Annotated in this window: 17 protein-coding genes and 1 pseudogene; 8 read left to right on the top strand and 10 right to left on the bottom strand. The window is 45.1% G+C overall.

The features are described from left to right. Window positions 1-199: 199 nt before the first annotated feature. The 4 genes from ACJJI0_RS01750 (at window position 200) to ACJJI0_RS01735 (ending at window position 3,857) form a co-directional block, all read left to right on the top strand. A complete protein-coding gene (locus ACJJI0_RS01750; protein ID WP_444884398.1) occupies window positions 200-709 on the top strand; it encodes an ester cyclase in 510 nt (169 codons plus the stop codon). 228 nt (window positions 710-937) lie between these two features. Further along, complete coding sequence (locus ACJJI0_RS01745; protein ID WP_444884397.1) at window positions 938-1,252, top strand: putative quinol monooxygenase; 315 nt, start codon at window positions 938-940, stop codon at window positions 1,250-1,252. A 348-nt stretch (window positions 1,253-1,600) separates the two neighbouring features. Beyond that, the gene (locus ACJJI0_RS01740) at window positions 1,601-2,410 is read left to right on the top strand and encodes an SDR family NAD(P)-dependent oxidoreductase (protein WP_444884396.1); all 810 of its coding nucleotides are present in this window, start codon (window positions 1,601-1,603) and stop codon (window positions 2,408-2,410) included. A gap of 418 nt (window positions 2,411-2,828) precedes the next feature. Further along, window positions 2,829-3,857 carry a nitrilase-related carbon-nitrogen hydrolase gene (locus ACJJI0_RS01735; RefSeq protein ID WP_444884395.1) on the top strand — a complete coding sequence of 343 codons (1,029 nt, stop codon included), beginning with the start codon at window positions 2,829-2,831 and terminating at the stop codon, window positions 3,855-3,857. 1,017 nt (window positions 3,858-4,874) lie between these two features. Here the strand turns inward: ACJJI0_RS01735 and ACJJI0_RS01730 are convergent. The 5 genes from ACJJI0_RS01730 to ACJJI0_RS01710 are packed head-to-tail and all read right to left on the bottom strand — an operon-like array spanning window position 4,875 to window position 14,976. Beyond that, a complete protein-coding gene (locus ACJJI0_RS01730; protein ID WP_444884394.1) occupies window positions 4,875-6,782 on the bottom strand; it encodes a hypothetical protein in 1,908 nt (635 codons plus the stop codon). After that, complete coding sequence (locus ACJJI0_RS01725) at window positions 6,779-7,918, bottom strand: VWA domain-containing protein (RefSeq protein ID WP_444884393.1); 1,140 nt, start codon at window positions 7,916-7,918, stop codon at window positions 6,779-6,781. The genes ACJJI0_RS01730 and ACJJI0_RS01725 overlap by 4 nt, the downstream gene beginning before the upstream one ends. After that, window positions 7,903-10,275: a DUF5682 family protein gene (locus ACJJI0_RS01720; RefSeq protein ID WP_444884392.1), complete on the bottom strand. Its 2,373-nt coding sequence runs from the start codon at window positions 10,273-10,275 to the stop codon at window positions 7,903-7,905. Before ACJJI0_RS01720 ends, ACJJI0_RS01725 begins: the two co-directional genes overlap by 16 nt. A gap of 4 nt (window positions 10,276-10,279) precedes the next feature. Then, window positions 10,280-11,395, bottom strand: a complete 1,116-nt coding sequence (locus tag ACJJI0_RS01715; protein ID WP_444884391.1) for an ATP-binding protein — start codon at window positions 11,393-11,395, stop codon at window positions 10,280-10,282. After that, a complete protein-coding gene (locus tag ACJJI0_RS01710) occupies window positions 11,392-14,976 on the bottom strand; it encodes a DUF4132 domain-containing protein (RefSeq protein WP_444884390.1) in 3,585 nt (1,194 codons plus the stop codon). Before ACJJI0_RS01710 ends, ACJJI0_RS01715 begins: the two co-directional genes overlap by 4 nt. 1,216 nt (window positions 14,977-16,192) lie before the next feature. Here ACJJI0_RS01710 and ACJJI0_RS01705 point away from each other — a divergent pair. The 3 genes from ACJJI0_RS01705 (at window position 16,193) to ACJJI0_RS01695 (ending at window position 19,803) form a co-directional block, all read left to right on the top strand. After that, window positions 16,193-16,792 carry a DUF4360 domain-containing protein gene (locus ACJJI0_RS01705; RefSeq protein WP_444884389.1) on the top strand — a complete coding sequence of 200 codons (600 nt, stop codon included), beginning with the start codon at window positions 16,193-16,195 and terminating at the stop codon, window positions 16,790-16,792. 411 nt (window positions 16,793-17,203) lie between these two features. Beyond that, window positions 17,204-19,312, top strand: coding sequence for a TonB-dependent receptor plug domain-containing protein (locus ACJJI0_RS01700; protein WP_444884388.1), 2,109 nt, complete (start codon window positions 17,204-17,206; stop codon window positions 19,310-19,312). After that, window positions 19,312-19,803: a TlpA family protein disulfide reductase gene (locus ACJJI0_RS01695; RefSeq protein ID WP_444884387.1), complete on the top strand. Its 492-nt coding sequence runs from the start codon at window positions 19,312-19,314 to the stop codon at window positions 19,801-19,803. The genes ACJJI0_RS01700 and ACJJI0_RS01695 overlap by 1 nt, the downstream gene beginning before the upstream one ends. On the opposite strand, the pseudogene ACJJI0_RS01690 reads toward ACJJI0_RS01695, so the two are convergent. The 3 genes and pseudogenes from ACJJI0_RS01690 to ACJJI0_RS01680 form a co-directional block, all read right to left on the bottom strand. Further along, window positions 19,781-20,112, bottom strand: a pseudogene (locus ACJJI0_RS01690) (IS30 family transposase); the annotation flags it as partial. The gene ACJJI0_RS01695 and the pseudogene ACJJI0_RS01690 overlap by 23 nt on opposite strands. 172 nt (window positions 20,113-20,284) lie before the next feature. Further along, window positions 20,285-21,133 carry a TolB-like translocation protein gene (locus ACJJI0_RS01685; protein WP_444884386.1) on the bottom strand — a complete coding sequence of 283 codons (849 nt, stop codon included), beginning with the start codon at window positions 21,131-21,133 and terminating at the stop codon, window positions 20,285-20,287. 478 nt (window positions 21,134-21,611) lie between these two features. Beyond that, window positions 21,612-22,031, bottom strand: a complete 420-nt coding sequence (locus ACJJI0_RS01680) for a DUF2267 domain-containing protein (protein ID WP_444884385.1) — start codon at window positions 22,029-22,031, stop codon at window positions 21,612-21,614. Window positions 22,032-22,264: 233 nt separating this feature from the next. Here ACJJI0_RS01680 and ACJJI0_RS01675 point away from each other — a divergent pair, with 233 nt between their 5' ends. Then, entirely contained in the window at window positions 22,265-23,662 is a 1,398-nt protein-coding gene (locus tag ACJJI0_RS01675; RefSeq protein WP_444884384.1) for an amidase family protein, read from the top strand. A gap of 40 nt (window positions 23,663-23,702) precedes the next feature. On the opposite strand, the gene ACJJI0_RS01670 is transcribed toward ACJJI0_RS01675, so the two are convergent. Both ACJJI0_RS01670 and ACJJI0_RS01665 read right to left on the bottom strand, forming a co-directional pair. After that, the gene (locus tag ACJJI0_RS01670; protein WP_444884383.1) at window positions 23,703-24,839 is read right to left on the bottom strand and encodes a methyltransferase; all 1,137 of its coding nucleotides are present in this window, start codon (window positions 24,837-24,839) and stop codon (window positions 23,703-23,705) included. An 81-nt stretch (window positions 24,840-24,920) separates the two neighbouring features. Then, window positions 24,921-25,514 carry a TetR/AcrR family transcriptional regulator gene (locus ACJJI0_RS01665; RefSeq protein ID WP_444884382.1) on the bottom strand — a complete coding sequence of 198 codons (594 nt, stop codon included), beginning with the start codon at window positions 25,512-25,514 and terminating at the stop codon, window positions 24,921-24,923. Between the last annotated feature and the right edge of the window lie 779 nt (window positions 25,515-26,293).

Raw genomic sequence — 26,293 nt, 5'->3', positions numbered from 1 at the left:
GCACTCGCACAATTTTTCTTGTTTGTATTCGTGAAATTTTTATAACCTAACTACCCTACAATGAAGTGAAAGTTGCCAAATTACCTGCTCACGCTACAAATCCCCAAGTTTGCCTCCATACTCTAAAGCTATTTAGGCCATATCATTTTCACACCTAACCAACCTATCAGGTAAAAAACTTAACATTGGGAGAATTTAGATGTCCAAGCACCCTTACTCTTTGGCATTAACTGTAACTTTCTTGCTGTTAGGTATTGCCTACAATGCGATTGCCCAATCAAATAACCTTGAAGAAAATAAAAAAACTGCCATGCAGGCAGCCGACCTATGGCACAGTGGGTCAAAGGTCAATCCTGATTCAATTTTGGCACCCAATTATATCAACAACCTAGACTCGGCCACAAATTTGAGTATCGGCTCACAAAAACGTAATTTAAATGAATTCAAAGCCGAAGTTGCCAAATTTCATACGGCCTTCAAAAATGTAAAACTGATTGATTCAATGCAGGTCGCCGAGGGAGATCTTGTCGCAACCCATGTAAAAGTTAGCGCCAATCACACAGGATCATTTATGGGAGAAACTCCAACAAATAAAACCATCACCTGGGATGCCGTAGAGTTTGTTAAAATCAAGGATGGAAAAATACTAGAAACCTGGGTGACCTGGGACAAATATGGTTTCTTGAAACAGATTGGAGTATTGAAATAGCTATTAGAAATCCCAATATAACAGTGCAGATCAAGTCCCCCCAACAAAATCTGGAGATTTACTAATTGGCTTTAACTTGAATGGATTTAGCTTTCAAGTTCAGCCAAATAACTTGCACAGCAGCCATCGCCGTCTAAATTTAAGTTCAAACTTAGACGGCAAAGATTTCAAAATAATTACAACCACTCAATAACAGCCACCTTGAGTTGATTCATCTTGAGACTCCCAATGAAAACACCTGTTTTAGTCTTTGCTTCCTTTTACCCAAAACCCGAAAAGGAACAAGCTGTCAAAAATTTGCTCAAAGAGATGGTTTCACCATCCAGAGCGGAGCCTGGTAATTTATTGTATGAACTTTGTGAACAGATCGACCAGAAAGATCACAAAATAATCTATAGCCTCATAGAGAAATATATAGATGAAACCGCGCTCAGTGAACACAAATCTTCAGCTCACTACATTAACTACCGAAAGAATATAGAAGATCTATTATCCAGACCTATAAGCGTGGTTGTGCTAAAAAATATTTACCAATCCGACTGAGCTCTTACTCTATGCTCAATAACTCTTGGGTACTTGACCAACTCCCACCTCATAAAGATGACCTACATCTCACGCCTCCTCAGACAGCCTCAGTATAAACTCCAGCCTTCTATTGACACACACATTAATATTTGCGCTCCCTAAAATAGGATGAGCAACAACTTTTAGACCTATAATTAAAATGATTTAAAATCTTTAACTTTTGTCTTAAATCTTGACGCCCAAATCATCTACACTGCCATCTTTAACATGAAAGGTTCTCAGCTAATTAAGAAACTGCCGGCAGTTAGGTACTAACTGTAAGTTAAAAACCTAACATCTCAACATTTACACTGTTAGCGGAGTTCAATGTTGAATCTTGGAATTACGAATAGAGTAGCCATTGTAACTGGCTCTAGCTCAGGAATTGGCTATGCCATTGCCAAAGAGCTTCTTGCCAATGGGGCAAAGGTAGTTCTGGTTGCACGAAACGAAGCACGCCTGCAAAAAGCAGAAAATAGGCTACATAAAAATTCAAAGTCTGAAGTAACTTCTATCTCAATAGACATAACTCGGGATCATGCTGCACAACAGGTAATCAATAAAACCCTAAACACCTTTGGAGCACCAGAGATTCTAGTCAACAATGCTGGGCGCGCCCATGCTGGTGGACTTATGTCCTCAACTGAAGAAGACTGGGAACAAATGACTGCAGTAAAACTCACTTCTATGCGGAGAATGTGCAAAGCTGCCATCCCTTATATGCAACAAAAAAGCTGGGGAAGAATAGTTAACATGTCATCTATTGGCGGCACCTACCCAAACCCAAAGCTACTCATATCTCATGTCCTAAGTGCAGCAATCAATAATCTATCAAAATCTCTTGCATTAGAGGTTGCACCGTACAATATACTAGTTAACTCGATTGGAGTAGGCGCAATTAAAACGGATAACTGGAAAAATAACATGATCCCATTTATCCGCAGTAATACACCAGAGTATGCAACACTTACAGATGATGAAATTCTTGTTCGAGTATCGAACGAATGTACGCCTGTAAAACATCCAGGGGAACCAGAAGACATTGCTACTCTGGCGGCCTTCCTTTGTTCTGCGCGTAATAATTTTATCACTGGGGATAGTATTGAGGCATCAGGCGGAGCTGACCGCTTTATGTAGGATTTAGCTTTCTCATTAACTAACATATACAGCGGCTAACCAACAATAATAGCGAGGCCTTTTATCCCTCACATATCAATATGAATAACACTTTTTTCTTCATACAAGATCATAGCTCTGGAAACTATCATAACCTCTGTCACTATCACAAAGTTTAATCTTACCCTCTACCGGACAAACAATCATTAACACCGAGCGCACATAATAACAACCCTATACTAACAAGAACAGATTAGTGATCAAACAAACTGATTTGCCACTGGCATTTATTCGCTTACAAATAAATTCGGACGTCCTTTTACTCAAACCAACAGACAATTAAAATAAACTAAAAACTCATCAAATTATAATTTTCTTCAAGTAACAATAGAGATTTTCTCTTCCAAGAGACCGCCAAATTTTCTCAAGGAGAAATAAAGTGCCGGCTATCAACCCTATTCCAGATGCGATGAGTGTAGTGCTTGTCCAATTTTCGCCTTACCCAGCCTCTGATTCAGAAGGAATCAAACAAAACATAAAGAGAATTGAAGCATATGTTGATCGTGCATCTTTATGCTTCCCGGGCGTGGATTTAATCATTTTTCCTGAATACAGCACTTACGGATTTGGCTTCCACCCATATGCTGAACATTTAAAACTTGCTACAACCATACCGGGACCTGAAACAGAAGCTTTTGGGAAAATAGCTAAGCAATATGGTGTTTGGCTGTGTGTATCAATTGTCGAGCTTGCACCTGAGCCGCATATGAAACCATATAACGCAATGGTCCTGATCAATGGTGATGGTGAGGTCGCTCTTTCCTATCGAAAAATGGTTCCATGGTGTCCTATGGAGCCCTGGAGTCCCGGGCCTGAAATGTCAGTTTGTAATGGTCCAAAAGGGTCGAAACTAGCCATTGCGATTTGCTCAGATTTTGACTACCCAGAAGTGGCACGTGAAGCAGCTTGGAAGGGTGCAAATGTAATTCTAAGGCCTGCTAAATATATGTACCCATGGGATCATATTTGGGGGATTACAAATCAAGTGCGGGCTTATGAAAACCAAGCTTATGTAGTAGCGGTCAACCATACTGGAGAAGATAGTTCCTACTCTTATTTTGGTCGCTCAATGGCCTGCGATTATGATGGGAACATCATATGTTCTCTAGATGGCAGTGAAGGTATGACAAAAGTTGACCTTTATCCTAAACTAGCTGAAGAGGCTCGTGATAAGCGATTATCGAACAACTATCTTTATCAGATTAAACACCGCGGGTATACGGGAATGCCTCCTAAGGGGGCAACTCATAACCCTTTTACCATATATAGTGACTGGGATAAGATCCCTAAGCGATGGAACCGTGATCCAAGCAAAGAAGCCGAGAAGATCGCGAATAGAGGAAGAAAAATTCTGGCTGAAGCCTCAAAGAAAGGAGATACTGAATCGCCAGATGTGAAAGAAAATTAATCTCTGAATTAATTCTGATCAAATCTGAAACACCCAGAAGTTCTTGTTGCCAGGGTGGCTGAGGGAAAATTGATCTTCACCTAATCGCAGCTGCAACCTATAGGCTGAGACGGACAAAATTAAGAAACCTACAGTAAAGTTGACTCAACATCCTAGCTATCTTGGCTTGTTCATACATTTTAAGATAGAGATCTTAAGGTTGTTGTACATAATTACCAAAAAACTTATGTCGGTACCTATGCAAAATTAGCCAATTACAAGCTCTATACCACTATAGCGTCAATCATAACGGCAGATCTTCTGAATGACCGTTTTACCTTTTTTCGCTATGTATAATCTACAGGTTTTGTATATCCTAACTAATCACGCTACTATTTACTGCGGTAAACTGGAGCAACCTGATATCATTTGTACCTAAGTAAATTAGACAGTATTTATCAGGAGAAAAGCTAGACTATCACAAATAAACGGTGTCTATGAGCGCCGCCACAAAACCATTCTACAATAGTTTCTCCCACCCTTTATTATGCCGCAAGGCTTATTGATCATTAAAGGAGCTATACTGGGACCTGTTAAATAGCTCAGCTATCTCAATTATGATCGTACTTATCAGGATAAATTGTTGTGACCCCACACCAATGGTGCCCCTTGAAGAGATAAAAAGTATCTGGAAGGAAGAACTCGTAAACTAAATTTGACCTGACAGAGCACCTTCTGAAAAATCGGAAACTATCAGATCAAGGCTAACTTACGAAAAATTAAATCACAACTAGCTTATAAACTATTGATACATGATACGGGCGAAAGTCTGTACACTCTTTCTTTAACGTTTTACTATCCCTTACGAAGCTTACCAACACTATTTTTCCGGTGTTTATCCAGAATTTTGTATTGAACTCTACACGCCCATTTTCTGCATTTCACTAATGCCTCCTATTAAGCTAAAAACAGGAGATACCCAAGCACCAATACCACTGCTATTATCTACCTCTAATTTATGGGTATCCCAGTTCATAACTACTTGGAGCGGCGAGCTCCTTCAGATAAAAGATATGCTAACCGGAGTGCATTTACTGGCCTTACTGAAGACATTCCCGTTTCCCGCATCTGTTCTAAAATCGACATTATATGTGTTTGTCCCAAAGCTCTAGCATCTTCAAACAGCCGGTCCGAAATGGTGGATCCGTTTAGGCACGCCAAAGCTGCCTCAGCCAATCGCTCATAGAACAAACTCAAAGGATTTATGACTCCCGGCGTGCTTACAGATCGGGGCACGGCACGCTCTTTAAACCTCTCCGCCACACCACTAAAACCACGAGGCCTGTAAAGTTTTTCAAATTGCAATGATTTCCAACCACAGGCTTTACCGGATAAGTAAAGAGCGATTACCCTACCTCTTCGCCCATTCTCCAGAGGCGATATAGCAACCAAACCAGCATTAACTCTTCCCAAAAGCAACGTAATAGTATCTATATTTGAAACAATATCATTGGGTAGACACAATACTATCTCTTCACTTTGCGCGTCCTGCCATGTCCAAATCCATCGCTGTTCAAGCGGATCAAAACGAGGGACATCAACCTTGTAAGGCTTTAGAATGACATACATTTCACCGGCTCGCTGGCGCAAACCGCGCCCCTGCTCCTGATAGACCCACTCAGGTAACCGCTTCCAGTCTTCTATTACTGCACCTGTGCTTTCTAACTGATTAAAGGAAAATTCACCTTCATTAAATATTGCCCTTTGGGTCAGCCCAAGACTGCCATCATGAGCACAAGTAGCATCCTCCAATAAAATCTCTCTACCAGCCATCTTTTCAGGCTCTGCCAAAGCCCAGAGTGGTAACTGCCAAACACGGCAGGGACGGAATTTTATATCTACTCCAGCGCCACGCGCCTCAACCACACGATGAATCCGGTTAGTAACAAGATTTAGAAATATGCCAGTAAAACCTCGAGAACCAGAGGGGGTGCGCCAATGTTCTGCTCCAAGAAAAGTAAGTCGCATAGGACCAGTGGGTATAAAGTTACGCGCTAGAACTCCGATTAAAGACGGATCTGACGGAGCTACTCGCAATGCCTCGGTTAAAGCAAATGTTCGCGCTAGTGAATAAAATAAGTCCACCGGCTTTTCTTCTGCTCTGCGTAGTCGTTCCGGGTTCAACCGTTGTGAAAGGCTTCGCAACTCTGCTGCTAGGCGCGGAATCGCTTCTGCCCGTGTAGAAATTGCTAATGAAAATAACCGTTCTCTTGCTAAAGCTACTGTACTTGAGGATAGTGCTTGTGCAGCTTGAGCCAACCCTTCCGCAGCCGCATCTAAGACCTCCCTATTAGCCACTCTACTTTCAGTGATCACGCACTCCGGTATAATCACACCACTATTACGAAGTAATATCAAAGCAGCCGCTGCAACAACCCGCGTTTTGCGGGAGTTAACAGACCCCTTATAAAGTGCCTTCTGCACTGCCATCCCGGCAGGAAATGTTACAGTTTCATTTGTTTCAATAAAACTGACATTAGTACTAGATTCAGTAATGATACTGACAGGCTCATCTATCATCGCAAGAGCATGTGGCCAGTCCTTGCCAGAAAACTTTTCGACTAGCTCAATAGTGAAAACATCAGAAGGCAATGCTGGCTCAATTGATGAAGCAGAGTCAGTCTCACGCAGATATAAAACTGCTGCCGCGATATGGCGACACAAACCTGTTGCAGAGCATGTACACCGTGCGGCAGTTAGATCTTTCGAATCCAAAGTCAGCGATACGCCATCAACTTCAACGTTCGCACTTTCCTCGGCTAAATTCCGGACCAAAACCTTTCCCGCAGATACATCCTTACGCGCCCGGATTACAACGCCTTTTGATAAAACTGCTGTAAGCGCTGCCTCATCGTATACCGCCACCAAGGCCGCCAGAGCACTCACTTCATAACCTCAGCCAACCAATCAGCAAAGCTTTCTGGGCTCATTGCGGCAACATTCATTCCCAACCCCGCTAACTGTTCAGCAATATTGCGATCAAAATCAGCCTGCCCACTATGATCCAATGCCGCAATCCCCAACATCTTTACACGAGCTTCAAATAAGCGAGCAACACTAGCAAACAGTGGTCTCGGACCAGCGCCCTCATAGAAGTCAGAAACCAATGCCAATATTGTCCTGCTAGGCTGTTCAATCAAGGTTTCACAATAACTGAGCGCCTTTCCAATATTGGTGCCGCCGCCAAGTTGTACTGAAAGCAGTAGCGCAAGAGGGTCATCCAGTTGATCTGTTACATCGATTACAGAAGTGTCAAACAGCACCATCTTGACCTTAATACCCGGAAGGCCTGTCAGGATTGCAGCCATCAACGCTGAGAAAATCAGACTTTCCGTCATGGAACCGGATTGGTCTACACAGAGTACAATCGTCCAATCCAGATGCCGTTTTTGACGGCTCATAAACACTAACTGATCTGCTATTAATCGTGTCTTCTCATTATCCCAAGTATTAAGGTTGGCTCTAACCGTTGCCCGCGCATCAAAGTTTGCCGAGGCCTTCATAGACGAGCGTTGGTGCCTGTTGCGCCGCCCACTCATTGCCCGAACGACCCTGGTTCTTAGCCGATCTAAGATATCATCAATAATATTCTTGGCGATACGCCGAAGCTCAGCTTGCATAGCTGGGTCTGCGCGATCCTGATATGTTAACAGTGTACGTAACAAGCTAGTATCAGGTTCAATGTCTTCCCAAACTTGCGGATCTTTGAGCAAGTCTGCTAACTGATACCGCTCTACCGCTTCACTTTGCAGTGCTTCAAACACATTATTTGGGAATAGAGCCCGCACTTCTGCTAACCAGTCCAGGGCGCGCAACTGTGTTGGATCAAGTGAGCCTCTACGCCCTCCAACTTTCTCAACTTTGATACCGCGCTTTTTATATTCACGTGTGTACAGGTAATCCAATGCTGCATCCCGCCGACCGTCAGCTTTGCTGAGACAATCACCAAATTGGCGCTCAGCATATTTTCCTAAAAGCAGACGCCATCTCTCTTGAGGACCACGCACTAGCTTAATTTCCAATGAGTTAACCCATCGGCCTCCAGCAAAGCCCCCATAGCTCGGTCAATAGCTAACGCTTGAGTAGTCTCTTCTTCACTGAAGTGACTTTTTGCCCCTGCAATATTGCCCCCCTGGACTCCGAGCAGTGTCGTCAATTCCTCGGCAAGGCGATCTGTCTCATGAGGGTTTAATTGTGTCAAGCAGCGCCGAAGCGCTGGCAGTATGGTGACAAAAGTATCCTCATCCAGAGTCATAATCGCTGTATTTACAGCCTTCAGTACTTGTTGGTTTTGCCAAAGCAACATAGGCGCCGTCATTAATATACCTTGCAATACTGCCGCCCGCCCTTCAGGCGTGCTGCCGATACCCAGCAAAGTTCCTTGCAATAATTTTGCTAAATACTCTGGTGAACGTAGATTCGCACGAACTAGTAATCCTGCCACAGCACCTATCAGTATTGCAGCGCAATCCTGTTGCTCCAAAAGCCGTGCTAAAGCATTACTAAATCTATCGCTATTAAATCGCTTCGCATGAGGCCCTTGCACTACACTGGCGATCGTCTCAAGCGCTTTTATTCGCGTGACTAACATATCTTCCGGCGTCTGAGAAAGGTCATCCATTAAATAAATAATTTTTTCATATGCGGCAGCCAACAATGCCGATAGGTCTGGTAATTCCTCATCAAATAATGGATCACCTGGAGTACTAACCGCTTGTAACTTGAACAGAACCTGCGCTAGCCCATCAAAGTTTGCTGAAATTGTTACGGCATCATGCAGCTCTGCTGCGAGCCCAATTAAGTTCGAGCCCAGTCCGGCGCGCAAACCCAGCAATAGCAACTCCAGTTGGGCAACCAAGTCATTGCCACTGCCGTTATCAAACAAAGCCGTGCGCCTCTCGGCCAGTTGATTTACTGCGGCTTCAGGGAGGGTCGACCCCAGACGTGCTGCTTCGATCAATGCTCCTTCAACAAAAGGGGACCAGCCAACGGCCCACTCCTCAAACAGTAAGTCTGTGCGCTCTCCAGTGACAAAATTGGGACCCGTTTTAAATTCGGCAAAACCTGTACTTAAAAGCCCCATCTGATGAAAGAATTGGGATGCTTTACGGTGGGTGGTCTTGCGACGAATATCCAACTTCTTGTTTCGCTTCACCGTGTCAGACATATTCACCCTGGCACTGTCAGCCCTTGCCCTGGCATCTGCCACAATAGGAGGTAGACCAGCGGACTGGGAAGCTTGCCCCAGATTGTTGCCTCGGAGGTAGCGGTGAAGGCACTCTGAAAAGGGTTCTCCCGGTCCAATTTCTGTTTTGACCAGGGCGCTGCGCATTCCATCAAACAGATCTGGTATAAGCACTGCTTTACGCCCCTTTAAATGGGCTAACCCCTCTGCCATAGACAGCATTTCAACCAGCTGTGGTATAGCCACTCGGCGCTTTTCCTCTGCCATCAAAGCCGCAAACCCGGTGCCTACTTCCAGTGCATGGGCGGACCAATCTGGTGGACCATCAGCTGCGCAGGCGGCCTGCCAAAGACCTGCGTACCAGCCTGGATAACGCAACCCTGCAGCGTAACCTGATAGCGCATCCAGGGCTTCCTCCCCATAACCGATCAGATAACTTTCCAGAGCTGATGCTTTAAAAGGGGCTTCACACCCCTTCTCGATTAGGGCAGGAGTATGAAAACCACCTGTTAAAACGACAATACGTTTGTCTTCGGCCTGGGCGATATAAGCACGCATATGCGCCTCGCGCTGCAAGGTGTCATCGCTGGCAATCACCTCCGGGGCTGTGGTTTCACGAATAGCCAGACAATAAGCATAAACATCAGCGAAGAAAGTTCGCCAGTCGCTCTGACCCAAGTGCACTTCGAATAAGTGATCCCACAATTCTGCACCATCACGCAGGCCGAGCTTATTACAGGTAGACTGTATAAATGCCGCACTGTCAAAAGCTACTTCAGAATGGAATGTAGAAGCTTTTTCCACACTCTCTACGCGGGTTCCGGCTGGCAAATCAATAAACCGAACCACAGCACCAATCTGTTTGGCATGAGTTATCGCTACAAATTCGGGGGAATGCTCAGAGAATGGGAAATAGCGTACCGCGCGTGAACTCTGCCCACTTTGAGCCCCAAGGGTGACAATTGCCACCGGTGGGATAATGTCTGAAGCAGTCAAATCAGGTAGATGACACTCCAAGTCACTCGGGACCTCAATCAGGATCTCTTCTGGCCGGAAGTCATCGAGCATAGCTCGCAGCATCCATGCACAGACTGGTGAGTGATGTCGGATCGGGGCAAACAGACAGCGCCCTTCACGCGTGCCAAACAGAGCGTTATCAACCTCGGTACGGGAAATTAGAGGAGCATCAACCACCGTTTTATTCACCCGCTTCAAAACGTGCTAAAGCTTTGTGAGCGGTATTAAAAAAATCCTTCCATACGGCAGATTTGTTTGCTCGATCACGAGCGACCAAATCTATATAGCTTCGCAATTTACGTGCATCTTCAGGCTCGTCTTTGAAGACAACACCCTGTAACTGCCGCGCTATATGCCCACCGTCAACATTACCACGGCCTAAAAAGGTGGCGTCCAACGTTGCCGCGTGGGCAAGGTTTACTATCTCTGCAGTAGACATTACCGCCTTGGGCGATGCCACCATAGTGCCATCCTCAAGCCTGCCAAGACGCAAATCGCGAAATACGGTAACCAGCAAATCTAGCACGCTACTATCGGGCAAAGCAGCCTGGGGATACTCAGCCATTCGCTCTCTCAGTTGCCTCTCTACCAATGCCTTTTCGAAGCCTGCATCGGCGATAGGGCGTACTGTCTCGAAGTTAAATCGTCGCTTTAGTGCCGAGGACATATCATGTACACCGCGATCTCTTAGGTTTGCGGTACCAATCACATTGAAACCAGGCTTTGCCCTAAACTCATATTCGCTGCCTAACTCCGGTACGGTGATGGTCTTTTCCGACATTAAAGAAATCAACACATCCTGCACTTCAGGGGCACAGCGTGTTAATTCTTCCACACGTACTATATGCCCCTCCTGCATGGCTGACAGCACCGGAGACGGCACCATTGCTTTGGGACTCGGTCCCTCGGCTAGCAGTAGTGCATAATTCCAGCCATAGCGCAGGTGATCCTCGATAATTCCAGCGGAACCCTGAATGACCGCCGTTGAGCGCCCTGAAATCGCTGCCGCCAGCAGCTCCGACAGTAAGGATTTTGCCGTTCCCGGCTCTCCTACCAACATCAAACCTTGGCGGCCCATTAGCGATACAATACATCGATCTACCAAAGCATCATCACTTACGAATTTTGCATCAATACCTAATGCTCCATCACCAATGATAAAGCGGCGCACTGCACGAGGGGTAAGCTTCCAACCAGCAGGTCGTGGACCGCTATCATCGGCAGCCAGGGCAGTCAGTTGTTCAGCGTAAACAGACTCTGCCGCTGGGCGAAGAATGGCTTTTGTGTTTTTATTCATGAGTGTAAGCCCTTCTTTTCCCATTCATCATCAAAAGTCCCGTAATTGGCAATTTCATGTAAATCATTCCAAACTTCTGATAATAACAGTGGGGACACTTCACTCAATTTGATTCCTGCGATCCCGTACCCCTTAGTACCCTCAATAAATCTCATATCGATAATGGCTGCCGGGATATTTTCCTCTGGCACATAACTGCCGGTAAAATTAAGCTGTGCCGTAATCCCCGCACTGCGAAATATCTTTTGGTAGCAGCTAAATGATCCAGCATCTTCAATTGGGCCTCGATCGTAGCCCAATTTTGTCGCTGCTGAGCGTAGACGATAGGATTCCAGCAACCAGCCTTTGCGGTCTGTTAGCTCTGTCTCAACTTTTTGTGACTCTCTCAATACCTGTAGCGGTCGAGATACCTGCGGGAACAGTGGAATAACTTCAAAGTCTTTCAAATGTTGCGCCCATTCGACTCTCAATGAATCATCAATCAGTGCACTGTGTATCAGGTCTACTGTTACAACGCCGGTCAGATCTGCATCATCTCCTTCAGCATCAAAGAAATCACCCTCTGGCGTAGGCCTGAAGCTCACTATCATTTCTCCAACTTCATTTAACCCACGCCAAATAACTCGCTCGGTAAGGCGACTTAGAATCGGGTGGGTATTCAGGTCATTGCGCCAATCTTCAATTGGCCAAGTGCGGCCTGCCAGCATCCCGCCATACAATCGGGCAACCTGCTGGGTGGTTACAGTTTTGATAGTCTTTTTGGCCTGGCTAAGCTTCTTTTTGCTCTCTTGGGTTTGTGGATCTTTACCCGCAGGTAAGTTTTTTACCTCACGTCCATCAGGGTTGAAAACTTTCACTTTCAAACTGGAGTCGAGGCGTACCGCATAGCACTTGCCTACTTCTCCCACTTGCAGCGTTATAGTGCCGTCTTCTTCAAACCCACCAGATGGCACAGAGCGGTCAGCCAGTTCATCTTCACTCCAGCCCCGCTCCTCTGCCAATTTAAGGACACATTCACTAGCAAATTTTTGAAGGCTACGCTGCTTGAAGCGATTGGAAACGCCCACCAACAGCTGCACCGCCTCAGGTGATCCGGATTTCATTAGTACCTCAAGCAAAGATTTGGCCTGTGAAATCCGAGCCCCATGTACCTTGAGATAATCTGCGATCATTCCCCCAAGCTTGACTGGCGAGGCGCGATGGGTTAGAGCAAGAATACCTTTGCTACTGGTAGCCTGACCCAATACTGAAACACGGGTGTCAATGTCGCGTGCAATCCAGTTTGTCAGTAGCCACTCAGCGAATACTGCCACACCATCCTGATCTAGCTGATCCAGATACAAATCAAATAGTGGACTGCCCCCTGGGGCCTTAAGCTTGGAAGCTAACCGCAACCAGGCATCAATCAATAACGGAGATACAAGTTCACCATCCCCCCAAGTCAGAGCCGGAGCTTGGGCTTGTGGTAGCCAGTCCAATTTACCCAACGGTAATTTGTTCAGCAGTTTTTCAGCTTCTGCAAGCAGTGCTTCACGGCCCAAATAAGGGGCCGTATCGCCTCCAAGCCGCGCGATAGCAGATATCATCTCTGCACGAGTCACTTCCGATTTTTCAGTTTTCAAGCTTTTTGCTAACGCTGGTACAGCACTCTTGGTACCACGGTCGGCAAGGAACCGCGCAGCATTTCCTCGGATCAGTTGGCGTTTATCGGCCAGTGTTGCAATTAAGGTTTCATCCACACCGGGAATATCCTTTAACATGGCTTGAGCCATTTCCCGTGCCGAGCGCCCCTCACCAATAGCCGTAAACAAAGTATTTTGAAACAAAGTTTTTGGGAGCTTTGGGAGTTTTTGTATGATTCTCAAAGCGTTTTGATTGTGGTAGGAATTGACGCTTATTGGCGGTAAAAAATTAGCAAGTAAATCCAGGTGCTCAGCATATAGGGGCCAAACTCCATTGGAATTAGCTAACCTCTTATCCCAAGACAGGTTAACATTAAATTCTGTGCAGTCACTTTCAATCAATTGCTCTGGGGTCAACAACTTTAAATCACTACTATAATTCCCGTAGAGCACGTTCAGTGCACTAGCCTCTTTAATTAGATGGCGTAAGTCGAATACACCATCCTTTATATATTCAGCCAGCCAATTTTTCCCATCACGTCGCCGGGGCCACCCCATGCTCAGGCCAACACCCCCGCGTAGAATTCTTTTATGCCCCAAGTAGATTCTTAACGCCCTTAAGGGGGGGACTTTTTGCAAAGCTGACAGAATCCAGTCGCTAAATATCCGAAAATCATGATCATTCATCAGAGAATCTTGATTAACCTCTGGCCCGTGAGGCTTGATTGGAGTTTTCCCTGTAAATATATCGAAAACCAACTGTGCTCGTTTCCGATGAACGGGCTCTTTTATCCTAGAATTATCTCCACGCTCACTGTACTGCTTCCGCTCAGCAATATACGCATCCTTTTCAAGCTTTTTAAGCTGGGCAAGATCATCGGTGGTCAACACCGGCTCGCCATTATCAATTAACTCAGTCATTGGCGGGATCTCTACGGTGGAGCCATCAACAGCCACATAACATCCTTCAAAAAAATCTGCATTCACATTTGTTGCCGAGAGCGCAAGGGTCTGATCAATAAGCGCCAAGACACTTTGGGTCTTTTCTTTCTCCCGATGCTCACTAAGAGCGGCAAGAGCCCCCTCGCTACCAATACTGCCTAACACTTGAACTATGGCTTTACGTGCAGTGGCTTTACTGCTCGGCAATAAATCTATTGCCATTTGTTGTACCAAGACCGGGTCATGCTTTCCCAGTACCAGTCTTGCGGCGTCGCGCAGCAAGCTTGAGCCCTGCTCCAATTGCTCAAACAGGAAACCCAAATAGGCGGGATTTGTAGCCGAAGAATATTTCAGTAAGTGCGGAATACTTTGCTCACGATTGAACGTGCGCACCATTTTTAGGCCTTCAATGACTTCTACGGGGTCGCCCTCCATTAAGAATTGCTCTACCGGTATACCCCGAAGTTTAATATTTAGATAATTACAAACAATAGCAACCATAAGCTGTGCTGGACGTCCTCCAAGAAGTTTAGTGGCCGCTATAAGGTCCTCATTAGTGGTTTGCTGAGATTCATTGCCCTCACCTTGGAGCTCTCGGTTAAACCGGCCAATTACTTCAGCAACCAGAGGAGAAATCTCATCCTTTCCAATAACATAAGTACAGTATCTCCCCTGGGTTTCACAGCCCCAATGAAGAGCTTCAACACATCGTGCCAACCCTTCTGGGTTACCGCCAAAATGGAACAGCAAGCAATTTTCTTGGCGCACTCTGGCCTGAACTTTTTCCCAGTCCCCTGAGGCGGAATCCTGCAGAATTTTATCAATTAATGACTTGGAGGCCTGAAGTGTTGCCAAAACCGTACGGCCATCCCCAGTCTCGATATAATTAACGACTTTGTCCGACAGGCCCGCTTGAATTTTATCCAGATGCGCGAACACCACTTGAAAGGGGGAGAGACCCTCTGCATTTCTTCCGAGCAAGCGTGACAAGATACTGAGAGAGCTCTGTTTGTTCATACTTCAACCTTCAATGTGATCTGAAAACTCTGCTTTGTCGCCATAATACAAAACATTACTAGCCCAACTTAACAACAGCCTTGAGGCCAATGTGACTTACGAGGGTCATATAGCATTAACCGATGCCTAGGTGGTTAAAAAACATACCAGGAGAATAAGGGCTAGTAAATTATACTTCCGAATAAAGCAGTTTCGAACTTCCGCATACTATGCGGTGAAATTTTCGAACAGATCCTGCAAATTATTACTTCCAAAGAGGATATTTCGATTTTAAGTGCCAAAGATATACCTCGAATGATCAGAAATAGTCTCTCAACAAATTTAGGCCGCACCAAACTACTATTTTGCTTCCTACTGATTTTGCTGAGGAGTTAATTTAGGTTTTTCTAAAGCCATTCATTGACAACAGTTATAAGGTGCCACCTAAAACACAACCAAACTGTATTTATATACAGTCTGACTGCATTATCAACACCTATCAAGAAACATCTAAATAATTAGCAAGCACAAAAAATCATTTATTAGTTACATTTATATTTTTCAAGGTATAACAAATCCTGACTCTACAGCTAGCTCAAGAATCGAGTTGAAAAATAGAATTTAAGGCCTCAAGCTACTCAGCAATATGCAGGTATTCGAAGTAATTATGATTACTTCTCATGCAACCCCTAGTGTCAAGCATGCGAACTCATTTACAGGTAAAATTTCAACAAATCAAACTATCAGCAGGCCAAGCTAGACAAATATAATTTTTAAATACGGCCGACACCCTGACATGACGACCTCATAACCACTAAAAATCAATTATCTTATAATAAGCCTCTCACCTTTGCGCCAAGTTATTAACCCTTTAAAAAATATCAACTAATTTACCAATAAAAAACCAACTTTACAGACCTTATTATTTACTCACTTGCCCATGTTTTCGATAAAACCTCTACTCAATCACACACAACCTCAGACAACAACATCGCTAACCCTTCCGCACTAATAAATTATCATTGAATCCATTCGTGACCCGGCTCACAAACATATTCAAACCTAAACCACCACCAATGATTACGCCTGCAACTAATTGACATTGCAAATATGAATTTTGCAGTATGAGCCCACTAATTCATTGGGAGACACCAGCAACAGAACGATTAATTGGGAATTAACACATAGAACTTACAAATATTAACCGCTCACACTTTTCAAGGAATGGAGAGTATCAATGCTTAATAGAATTCTAGCACTCACACTTTGTTCAATTTTTTCTATCCCCACTTTCGCTAAAACTTTACTAATTGATGGTCAACAGATTGAGATTGGAGAAGTCGCCGTTAATGGCACAGGCTGCCCGGTAGGGTCAGTAACGGCTACGGCAACAGATGATAATAAAAATATCGCTATACTTTTCAGTAAATATAGCGCCGTTACAAATTCTTCAAATCCAATTGCTAGCTCTGATTGTAACTTGGCAATACCTTTAAGTGTAGAACCTGGATTTTCAGTAGGAATATTAGATATTGATTGGCGGGGTACAGTATTTTCTGCCGATGGATCACTTATAAATTTCCATAGAGAATACTTTTTTTCTGGCAGTCAAGGCCCTAGCCATGACAATAACTGGAATAGCTCTGGCTTTGAGAACTTTATCCTGAATGATCGCCCACCATTTGCCTACTATTCCGGGTGCGATGGGGAGGCCCTTATTGCGAGAGCAGATACGGTTGCAACAGTAATCGGCGCCGACAGCCTATTTTCTCTGCGTTCTGCCGATGTTGGAGCACAGCTGCTTTTAAATATCCAAATTATTCCTTGTGATGAGTAATTAGAGCAATTGTATTCACTCCCCCCTTAATTAGGTGGGGAGTATTTATTAAAATAAAATTCTTGATTTACATGGCAATATCAATATCTATCGTTATTTATCAATTAATTATTCAGACTTATTAAGTTATTTGCTGAAGCAAAGTTAAATATAGACAGACTATAACTATCTACTTCTTGCTTTGAATAATTAAGCAGCCAACCCAGTCAGCAGATCAAAAATCATACTAATGGCTTTATCTGATATTTCGACCATTTTTCAATCATTGAACAACGAGCTGCCTGAACGGCACTAGTCGTAGCCCCTGCCCCTCCAATCCTCAAGACGCAAAAAACTACCACCTTTGCTCACTTGCACCGCAAATGCGAATCATTATCACATGAGATGAATTCACTTCTGGGGAATCAACCCATGTTTCGCAAAAGCTTGATTGCCATCGCCCTCTCCTCCGCAATCCCTACCTCATTTGCCAGCGACACTCCTTCAGATCAAGCCGCCGTAATGGAGGAGACGGTAGTGATAGGTGTGCGCCAGCGATTGTATGAGCGCGGCGCCCTCTTAGACGCCATACAGAAGACTGAAGTCGTAGACGAGAGCCTGATCAAGTCCCAACAAGCGGTAAACCTGACGGATGCCATTGAGAAATCCCCCGGGGTACGGATTTCCAATGAGTGTTCTATGTGCGGCGTCAAGCGGGTAATGCTGAATGGTATGCGTGGGGAGCATTCCACCATCCTCACCGACGGAGTTCCCTTACACACGATGATGGCTGGCTACTACGCGGTAGATGCACTGGCCACCACTGGCATCTCACGTATCGAAGTGGCCCGCGGTGCTGGCGCATCACTGCTGGCACCCGAAGCAATCGGCGGAACCATCAATGTGATTTCCAAGGAGATAGAAGAAACTGGCGTCAATATAAATGCCTCCATGGAGGACAACGACAGTTATTTTCTTGGCTTAATGGCAGGCTATCTGAGCGATGATGAACGTACCCGCACATCGCTGGTCATCCAGGATGACAAACATCACCAGATGGACAACGATGGTAACGGCGTCAGCGAAGCGCCGTTACAGGAAAATACCAGTTACATGGTGCGTCTCTCGCAAGACCTGGGTGAACGGGACAACCTGATCCTTCGCACGGCCTACACCGACTCCAATATTTTTGGTGGCCCCCAGGGAGACAGCATTGGCTCAGTCTTGCACGGATACGATGGTGTGGAGTCTGACCAATTATTTGTCGACGACGATGTGGGACAGCAATATATCGGTAAACCCTGGGAAACCACCGAATGGATAGCCACCACCCGCAGTGAAATTTCCGGCAGCTGGCTACACGAATTTAACGAGTCCTATAACACTTTGCTGACAGTTGCCTGGTCAGAGCATAAACAGGACTCCTTTTACGAGGGGTTCGACTACAGCGCTACCGACACGCTCAATTACTTCGACCTGCGCAACAACCTGATCCTGAATGACCAGCATATGCTGACGTTTGGTGTCGACCTTCGCGATGAATCCATGCGCTCCGACTCTGCTGCAGGGGCGGAAAGCGACAACTACATTGAAGATAGTTTCGACTACCAAACTACCGGCCTTTACCTGCAGGATACCTGGACAGTCTCACCAGATCTTGAGGTGGCACTAGCCATACGCCTGGATAATGCCAAGGCCGATTTCGTCGCCGAGCAAAAACCCGGTACCGAGATTGATGAAATAGTGGTGGCCCTGCGTATTGACTTGCGCTACCTGCACGACGATCAATGGACCTCCCGCGTAGCGATGGGGCGAGGCTACCGAGCCCCCCTCTCCTTTTTCGAAACGGATCACGGCATCCTGGATGCCGGAGATGGCTTTGCCATCGACATTGAAAGTCTGGAGAAGTCTCTATCTGCAGCTTATGCGCTGAGCTTCGAAGGGGAGCGCCTTAACAGTACCCTGTCATTGGCATTTACCGAAGTAGATAACCTTGCGGCATTAAGTGAAACCGAGGACGGGGTACCACTGCTTAGCCAAATGCAGGAAAGTGCCTCTGTAGGCGCTGCCGACATTACTCTCAGTTATGCGCTGAACGACAATCTATCTATTGGCGGCACTCTGGAGACCTACGATTACGACGATGTTTTCCGGGAATCCTTTGCCATTGCCCCAGTGGAGCAACGTGCGCTATTCAATCTGGATTACAAAGCCGATTACTGGATGCTATACGCTAGCGTCACCTGGGTAGGCGCCCGCGACCTGGATGAATTTGGCTATGCGGGCTTTAACCAATTGGGCGACGTCTCGTTAAAGAGTACAAACGCAGACGCCTATTGGACACTGGGTATGAAATTGACCTTTGATGTGAGTGAAAACCTCAGTCTGTACCTGGGCGGCAACAATCTCACCGATTACACCAAAGTCGAGGAAGGAGAAACCCCTCTTTCCTGGGATGCCAGTGGTGCCTATGACGTAGCCTATATCTATGGTCCCCTGCGCGGCCGTGAATTCTACCTGGGCTTCGACTGGAACCTGTAATGCGAACCTGGCTCCTACTCTTCACAATTCTGTTCGCGCCGACTGGCGCGACTGAAGTTCCCACTTCCCTATTCAATTTTGAATTGCGCAGCCTTGCCGGGCCTGAGCGTATCAACTTGCAGCATTTCAAAGACAAGCCAAGCCTGATGGTACTGGTAGAACCCGACTGCCCCTGGTGCTTTCGTCAGGTACGAGCACTCAACCGTCTTACGCAGAAGTGTTCACAACAGTTCCAACCACTTGCCCTTGGTATCAATGGGTCGCGCAAAGCCCTACTGGCTGAGTATCGAAAATTGCGGCCGGAATTTCCCATGTTCCAGGCGAATCGAAAACTCCAAGAAGTACTGGGTGAAACTCCCGGCACCCCCTTCAGTTTTCTAATAGCACCCAATGGTAAGCCGCTGCGCTGGCTCAGGGGTTATATTCCTGATGAGCAATTGCAGCCCATTCTGGAACAAAGTTTTGGTTTTACCTGTAGTAATACTTCTTGATTTCAATTAATAACTGCAATTCCTTATGCTGTAGTAGATCATCTTGCTGTCCCTTAAATAACTCATTCGGTGACCTGCCACCCCGGCTCTCTCTAGGTTTACTATTCAGACGATCCATTACAAATTGAACCTACTCATCTGTTACTTTATTTAAGTCGGCATCCTTTGGGAAATACTGTCGAATGAGGCCGTTAGTGTTTTCGTTAATCCTCCCCAGGGTGAATATAGGTGGGCAAAATAAATATCGACCTCTAAATCTTCTGCGATCCTTTCATAACCAGAGAATTCAAGACCATTGTCGAATGGTAATTATTTAGCCTCGTCCGCACTAAGAACGTCAATTAAGTTTGCAGCCAAATTAAAATCAATCTTCATTTGACTTAGGTAGTTAAAAAGCCAGATACTTTACCTCTACTAAGAGATAACTCTCGCAGAAAATTTATTATCTTTGAGCGTCACTCTAGATTTAATACTATAGAATTTATTTGGGCCTTAGAGTCTCTATATACTGCGCATCTACCCACATTATTTCAAAATTCAGGGGGGTACAACGACGACAGTAGAAAAGATATTTTCCATCTGGTGTTACATATCCCCCACCATCTTCCCCCTCTGTATTGATTTTATCACCAAAGTTAATAGCTTCACCCCATAAGCCATCCTGCTGGCGAAAGCTGATATACATGTCGCTATCACCATATCCGCCCTCTCTTTCACTATCCCAGATGATGTAAGACTCATCAGGGGCAATAAAGGGGTGAGCAGTCCACTTGCCCGTGTTTATCTGATGGCCAAAAGGCTTTGGCGTTTCACGCTTACCATCTAACAGTCGTGAATAGCGAAGAATACCATCGCCGTTTTGACCTACCTCATCAAATACAAAGGTTCCTTTCGCAGAAGCAGTAAGGCGCATAATACGAATGTCTTCAAATTGTGAGCCAAGACTTTTAAGCTCTGACCAACCATTAGCGGTACGCTCTCTATATTGATTTCTAGCATACATCGTTTGACCATCCGGTGAGATGGAACCGCCCCAGGCCACTTCAGACTCATGCCATCGATTGTTCTCAAGCTTGAATACAACTTTCGAGGATTTGCCACTTTGGTGATATCTTCTTGTAACGTAGTACTCTTTCATATCTGGCGTGAAGTAACCGCCCCAGTCACGATACTCTTTCGAAGGCTTAGGGGCGAACAGTTGTGGAGTCAGCCCAGGTGGCTTCTGTCCAAGGTAAGGGCCTTCAAGCACTACAGGGGTATCCTTGCTATAGCTGGTACAACTTAGAGTTAGCAGGGAAAGTAAAATGACTGAAGTAGAACGATGCCTCATGACTTATCCTTATTTGATCAAGGGGTAACTGGCAATCACTGTAATCAACTTGGCTATATAGCGCCTGACGTCCTTGTGAATTTTGCCTGATTCTTATTCTGATGGCGGCAATCAGCTCACTTCATGTATAAAATATATACAAATACCACCCTCTTAGGCAGGCTTTCAGTTATGGGCGGTGGTAAGCTCAAGAAGCAATAACAATACGAATCAACCTCCATAGACTCCTCAACTGTTTCCAATCCACCATTCTCCCAGTTTCAGGATTTCTATACTTTTTACTTTGTGCCCAGCCTCTACTTCAGCGATTTCTTCCTCGTAAAATTTTCTCTACTATTTAGTGCCCTTCTGACAATTGCATCGCCTTATCCAGTAGTCATATCCTCTGAGTGCAATAAAAATCCATACCCCCCACCTAACCGTAAAGCGGACTCAATGTGTATAGACTTTCCCACCCTCCTTATGGGCATCTACCCGCTTAGGGTCGCCAAAATTCAAAGGCCCCATCCGGAAGCTTTAAAAGCAACTCATCAAATACCTCTTCATCCACATGTTTCCGTAAAGCTTTAGCAACATCTTTAATTGCTGTAACTGTTGAAAAATTGTGCTTCCCTCGTAATAACCGCACCTCCCTGGTCATTTCCTCAACACTATCAAAGTCTTTCTTTTCTTCGTTAACATCCCAGTCGGCCACAAACAAAGATCTCAGGCAAACGGGTAAGACATTGGAAAACGCAATAGCATCGGATGTAGAAATTCGACGGCGGAACACATGAAAAACGCCCTGTGTCATTGTATAGGTAACATGCGTGCTCCAAAGCCCAGCTATATCTCGAGCATCAACTAAATATTCAAAAAATTTTTCAGATGCTTTCTCATATTCCAATGGTACAGTCATAATTAGTTTTACTAATCCTGATTAATATTAATTACGATTAACACCTTATATCAAACACTACTGAAGTAGCGTGATTGATGTATTCTATACTTATAATGATCTGATATTTTTTCCTAACGATTAATCATGTATGGCAACCAAACACGCTGTCTATCATAATTCATAACCTTAAGGGTGCAGGATTATGACTGACATGTACTAAGATTGATTCAAATTTTCATAAAAAATAAACCATGACAACGTCTCTACGCCAGCTCTCTGAAATGGTCCGCAAAAGGAAGATCACAGCGACATCCTTAATTGAAGATGCCTGCGATAATGCAGTGGCCCACTCAGATCTGGATGCTTTTATCTGCCTGGATAGGCAAGGCGCATTACAGAAAGCACAGCGCATTGATAACGAGCTGAAAGAAAGCAGCAATAACTGGCCTCTTGCTGGCATCCCCATCGTTGTCAAAGACAATATCAATGTGAGAGGTTTTCAAACGACTGCGGGCACACCTGGTATGAACTTCCAGGCCAAGACTTCTGCCCCAATAATTGAGAGTCTAGAGAAGGCCGGAGCTATCGTCATTGGCAAAACCAATTTGCACGAACTCGCCTTCGGCGTAACCTCGAATAACGCCGCCTATGGTGCCGTCAGGAATCCTTGGGATAAATCCTGCTTTCCAGGTGGTTCATCCGGGGGAACAGCAGTAGCCATTGCCGCCGGGATCGTATCTGCAGGCCTGGGCACAGATACCGCCGGTTCAATCAGGCTGCCAGCAGCCCTCACAGGAATTGTGGGCTTTCGACCATCCACTGGCTGCCTGAGTACCGAGGGAATAGTGCCCTCTGTACCAGCGTTTGATACCCCAGGCCCCATGGCCGCCAATGTAGAGGATACCGCTTATCTGTTTGAGATATTAACCGGGTCTGCCCTACCCCAGGCAAAGCCACTCAATCAGCTGCGCCTTGGGCTTGCCCACCCGTTATTTGATAATCTCTCACCAGGTGTATACCAAGCTTTTAAAGCTGCGTTACATTCCCTTAGCTCCGCGGGAACCACCCTAATAGAAATCGATTTATCCTCGTTAGTGAGCGCAGTCCTTGATGTTGGGTTTCCTATCGGATTTCATCAAATGAAAACCGCTATGACCCAATTTCTGGCGAGCTACCAGCCTAATACCCAACTGGCTGAGTTGGTTGCAATGATCAAAAGTAATGATGTAAAGGCTGTCTATCAGGAGTCAGTACTCGGCCCTAAGGCACCATCAAATGCCGACTATCAAAACGCTTTAAAGAAGATATCTGGGGTACGCGACAACTACCTAAAAATCATCCAGCAGCACCAACTAGATGCGATTGTATTCCCTACAGCACCGATCGAAGCTCAATCTATTAGTACTTCATCAAACCAACTTGAACTAAACGGAAAAATACTTCCAACTCTGGACACACTCATACACAACAATGCCACAGCAGCAGTCACCGGTGCTCCCGGAATAAGTATTCCTATTGGGCGAGGCAATAATGGCTTACCGGTAGGTGTGGAACTGGATGGAGTGCCCGGCGCCGACTTAACACTTCTCGCCATAGCAAAGGAAATTGAGCTTCAGATACCGCCACTGGTGTCGAATGGTCTGAAGTGAAACTTCAAACCCCATTAGAGATGCCTCAATGACTGGCAGCTCACTTTAACCCTTCTCTTTTCTTTAAAACCATCACTTTAGCGAAAGACCGAACGCTGACAGTCTCAACCAAGTAGAAAGGGCTCTGAGCAAACAACTCATTCCACTCACTGACCGTTCGTTCACACCCTTTTGTTCCCATTAGCATCTGCATATCCATTGCCGCTAAATTGAGATCTGCCCCTTTCTCTGGCAGTACAGCATCAACAATCGCTAAAGTAGTATTACGTTCACCCATCGCCCGATGAATATTTATTAAAAGCTTTTTAGCCCTGGAATCATTCAGCAAGTGAAAAATAGCCACGCACAAATAGATGTCCTTATCACTTACTGCATCTGGAAGTGGGTCATTTAGGATATCAGTAGGATAAAAATCTAATCGTTTCCTAACATCATCACCGAGGTGACTATTCCAATACTCTCGCGCAGTCGATTCTACATTGTTCCTATCAACAATAACTGCAGTCAAGTGTTTATACGAAGAAAGGATACTGGCACTTTTACTACCTTTTGCGCCACCCAAATCAATAATTCGATCAAAATTCTTCCAGTTAAAGTCTTGCAGGTATTGTAAACCGGTAAGATGATCAACAGTATCCATTGCACCCGAAAATAGGTCACTAACCTTCGGGTGATCATTCATATAATCAAACATCTCCTTTTCATACACACCTTCAAAAGGCACATTGCCCTCCTTGATATGCCCCTCAAAGTTGGAAAACCATGGCCTACTAAATTCAGGTGAATTATGCATCAGGATCATATTTTTTACGCTGTTGTCGGCGTTAGTACGAAGCGCTCTTGAATTTCTATTATGCGAAAAATATTTTGGTTCCTCTTCTTTAAAAATCCCCATTGCGCATAACATTCTCATCAATCGATAGAGGTACTGTTTATCGGCTTTGCAGGCATCCGCCAACTTATCAATCGAAATGGCTTTATCTTCAATATGATCAGCAACATTAAGACAGGCAACAGCATATAAACAGCGAGATTGCCAAAATAAAGATCCTATTTGCATCAAACGAAAGGGAGCCGGGATCAGGCGAGTTGGAATATTGCATAAACTGTAAACCGCATTGGAAACCCTCTGAAAGATCCAATTAGAAACCCTATTCTTTTGCATAGACCCGGGCATAAGAACTCCTCAGAAAAAATGTCTGATAAAAATATCCAATAAAATAAACATCTCTGTTATTACAAACAGAGACTTGAAAGGTTACATATTTTTTAAACCGGCCTTTAGGATTCGGCCATTAAAATCGGCAAGCTGCTTTAAAAACTCAGGCCCCATTTCCTGGCCCATTTGCTCCTCAAGAACTGGCTTGGCTAGCATGGGCAACATAGCAAGACTAACAAACGCAATCCTGAGCAAATCATATTCAGTACCAGCGTCCGAAGGTTCAGCGCCCTGAATTTCCGCCAATCTCCTGGTCCCCCGTTGGCGCCCCCGCTCTAAGAGTTGGCGAATAACATTCTTTCCTGGTCCCTCGTTAAGCGCCATAACTTTCAAGATTAGGGCTGGAAACTTGGGATTCTCCTGCATTGTGGCATAGTAGAGGTCAAAGAAGTCACCAAAATCCCAGTCGCCATCGAGGCTCAGCTGCTCAACAGCATTAATCAGGGGAAGTAAGGTTTGACGAATCATATCTTCGTATAAGCCATCCTTACTGCCGAAGTAATACCGAATCATTGATACCGCCACCCCCGCCTTGGCAGCAATTTGGCGAGTGGTAACCCGGTGATACTCATCGTTCAAAAAGCACTCTCGTGCCGCTTCTATCAACCGATTGGCAACATCTGACTCCTGCATATTCCTTACCATCCTCGATTTGTAATGCAATGGAGGCTAACAGGGTATAGCACCACCTTCCATAATGACTGCTGTTCAATATAAGGGGTTTGTACGAACACTGAGCGCTTAACTAGCTTAGACCGCTATACAGAGATAAAAGGAGCAAGCGGATTCCTCACATTAGCTTTTAAATGAATAACTAGTCTCTCTTCAGCGTGCCCATTCATACAGACAAATTCTAAGTCATCCAGGAGCTCGCAATAGACAAAATATCGGGAGCTAGTTAAAACACAAGAGTCTATAAAGAATGCAGATTTAGCTTGCGTTTCTTGAAAGAAAAATCAGATTTACCTAAAGGAAAAAGAACAAAATATAGGCACGAAAATAATCTTATTGGATTTTATTAAGTTTGTTTTAGTGTCAAAGCTGCGTAGAATTGGTAGATATTTATCGGTATTTTTGGCTGTCACTGTGCGAGTTTCAATCGGCACATAGCTCAAGTTTAAAAACCCGAAAATCTTTCCAAATAATCCATTTACTTATAGGAGAACAGTAGCGTGATATAAGAGTAAGTAAAAGGCGCTGACCCATGGTGCGGGAACACCAGGGGCCAGCTAACCAAATTGATATCGACACTATCAACGTGGCTATATGCATAGTACGCTAGAAACCCGCTCGTCTTCAATAAAGTGGAGTACATTCAGCAGCTTGGAGCGATTCCCCAAGCTCTGGGAGCGTTGCGCCCGCCTTTTCTTCTTCTATGCCTACCGTTCCCGTGCCCCACCTCAAATTTCCTG

This window comes from Microbulbifer mixtoriginis (SeqCode) (assembly GCF_052466695.1).
Note: the sequence above shows the minus strand (reverse complement) of the source record. Positions and strands in the feature narration are given on the sequence as shown.

What these genes read in the sequence shown, in the direction of transcription:
- ACJJI0_RS01750 (WP_444884398.1), top strand. Translation starts at nt 200, where the DNA reads ATGTCCAAGCACCCTTACTCTTTGGCATTAACTGTAACTTTCTTGCTG.
- ACJJI0_RS01745 (WP_444884397.1), top strand. Translation starts at nt 938, where the DNA reads ATGAAAACACCTGTTTTAGTCTTTGCTTCCTTTTACCCAAAACCCGAA.
- ACJJI0_RS01740 (WP_444884396.1), top strand. Translation starts at nt 1,601, where the DNA reads ATGTTGAATCTTGGAATTACGAATAGAGTAGCCATTGTAACTGGCTCT.
- ACJJI0_RS01715 (WP_444884391.1), bottom strand. Translation starts at nt 11,395, where the DNA reads ATGAATAAAAACACAAAAGCCATTCTTCGCCCAGCGGCAGAGTCTGTT.
- ACJJI0_RS01710 (WP_444884390.1), bottom strand. Translation starts at nt 14,976, where the DNA reads ATGAACAAACAGAGCTCTCTCAGTATCTTGTCACGCTTGCTCGGAAGA.
- ACJJI0_RS01705 (WP_444884389.1), top strand. Translation starts at nt 16,193, where the DNA reads ATGCTTAATAGAATTCTAGCACTCACACTTTGTTCAATTTTTTCTATC.
- ACJJI0_RS01700 (WP_444884388.1), top strand. Translation starts at nt 17,204, where the DNA reads ATGTTTCGCAAAAGCTTGATTGCCATCGCCCTCTCCTCCGCAATCCCT.
- ACJJI0_RS01695 (WP_444884387.1), top strand. Translation starts at nt 19,312, where the DNA reads ATGCGAACCTGGCTCCTACTCTTCACAATTCTGTTCGCGCCGACTGGC.
- ACJJI0_RS01685 (WP_444884386.1), bottom strand. Translation starts at nt 21,133, where the DNA reads ATGAGGCATCGTTCTACTTCAGTCATTTTACTTTCCCTGCTAACTCTA.
- ACJJI0_RS01680 (WP_444884385.1), bottom strand. Translation starts at nt 22,031, where the DNA reads ATGACTGTACCATTGGAATATGAGAAAGCATCTGAAAAATTTTTTGAA.
- ACJJI0_RS01675 (WP_444884384.1), top strand. Translation starts at nt 22,265, where the DNA reads ATGACAACGTCTCTACGCCAGCTCTCTGAAATGGTCCGCAAAAGGAAG.
- ACJJI0_RS01670 (WP_444884383.1), bottom strand. Translation starts at nt 24,839, where the DNA reads ATGCCCGGGTCTATGCAAAAGAATAGGGTTTCTAATTGGATCTTTCAG.
- ACJJI0_RS01665 (WP_444884382.1), bottom strand. Translation starts at nt 25,514, where the DNA reads ATGCAGGAGTCAGATGTTGCCAATCGGTTGATAGAAGCGGCACGAGAG.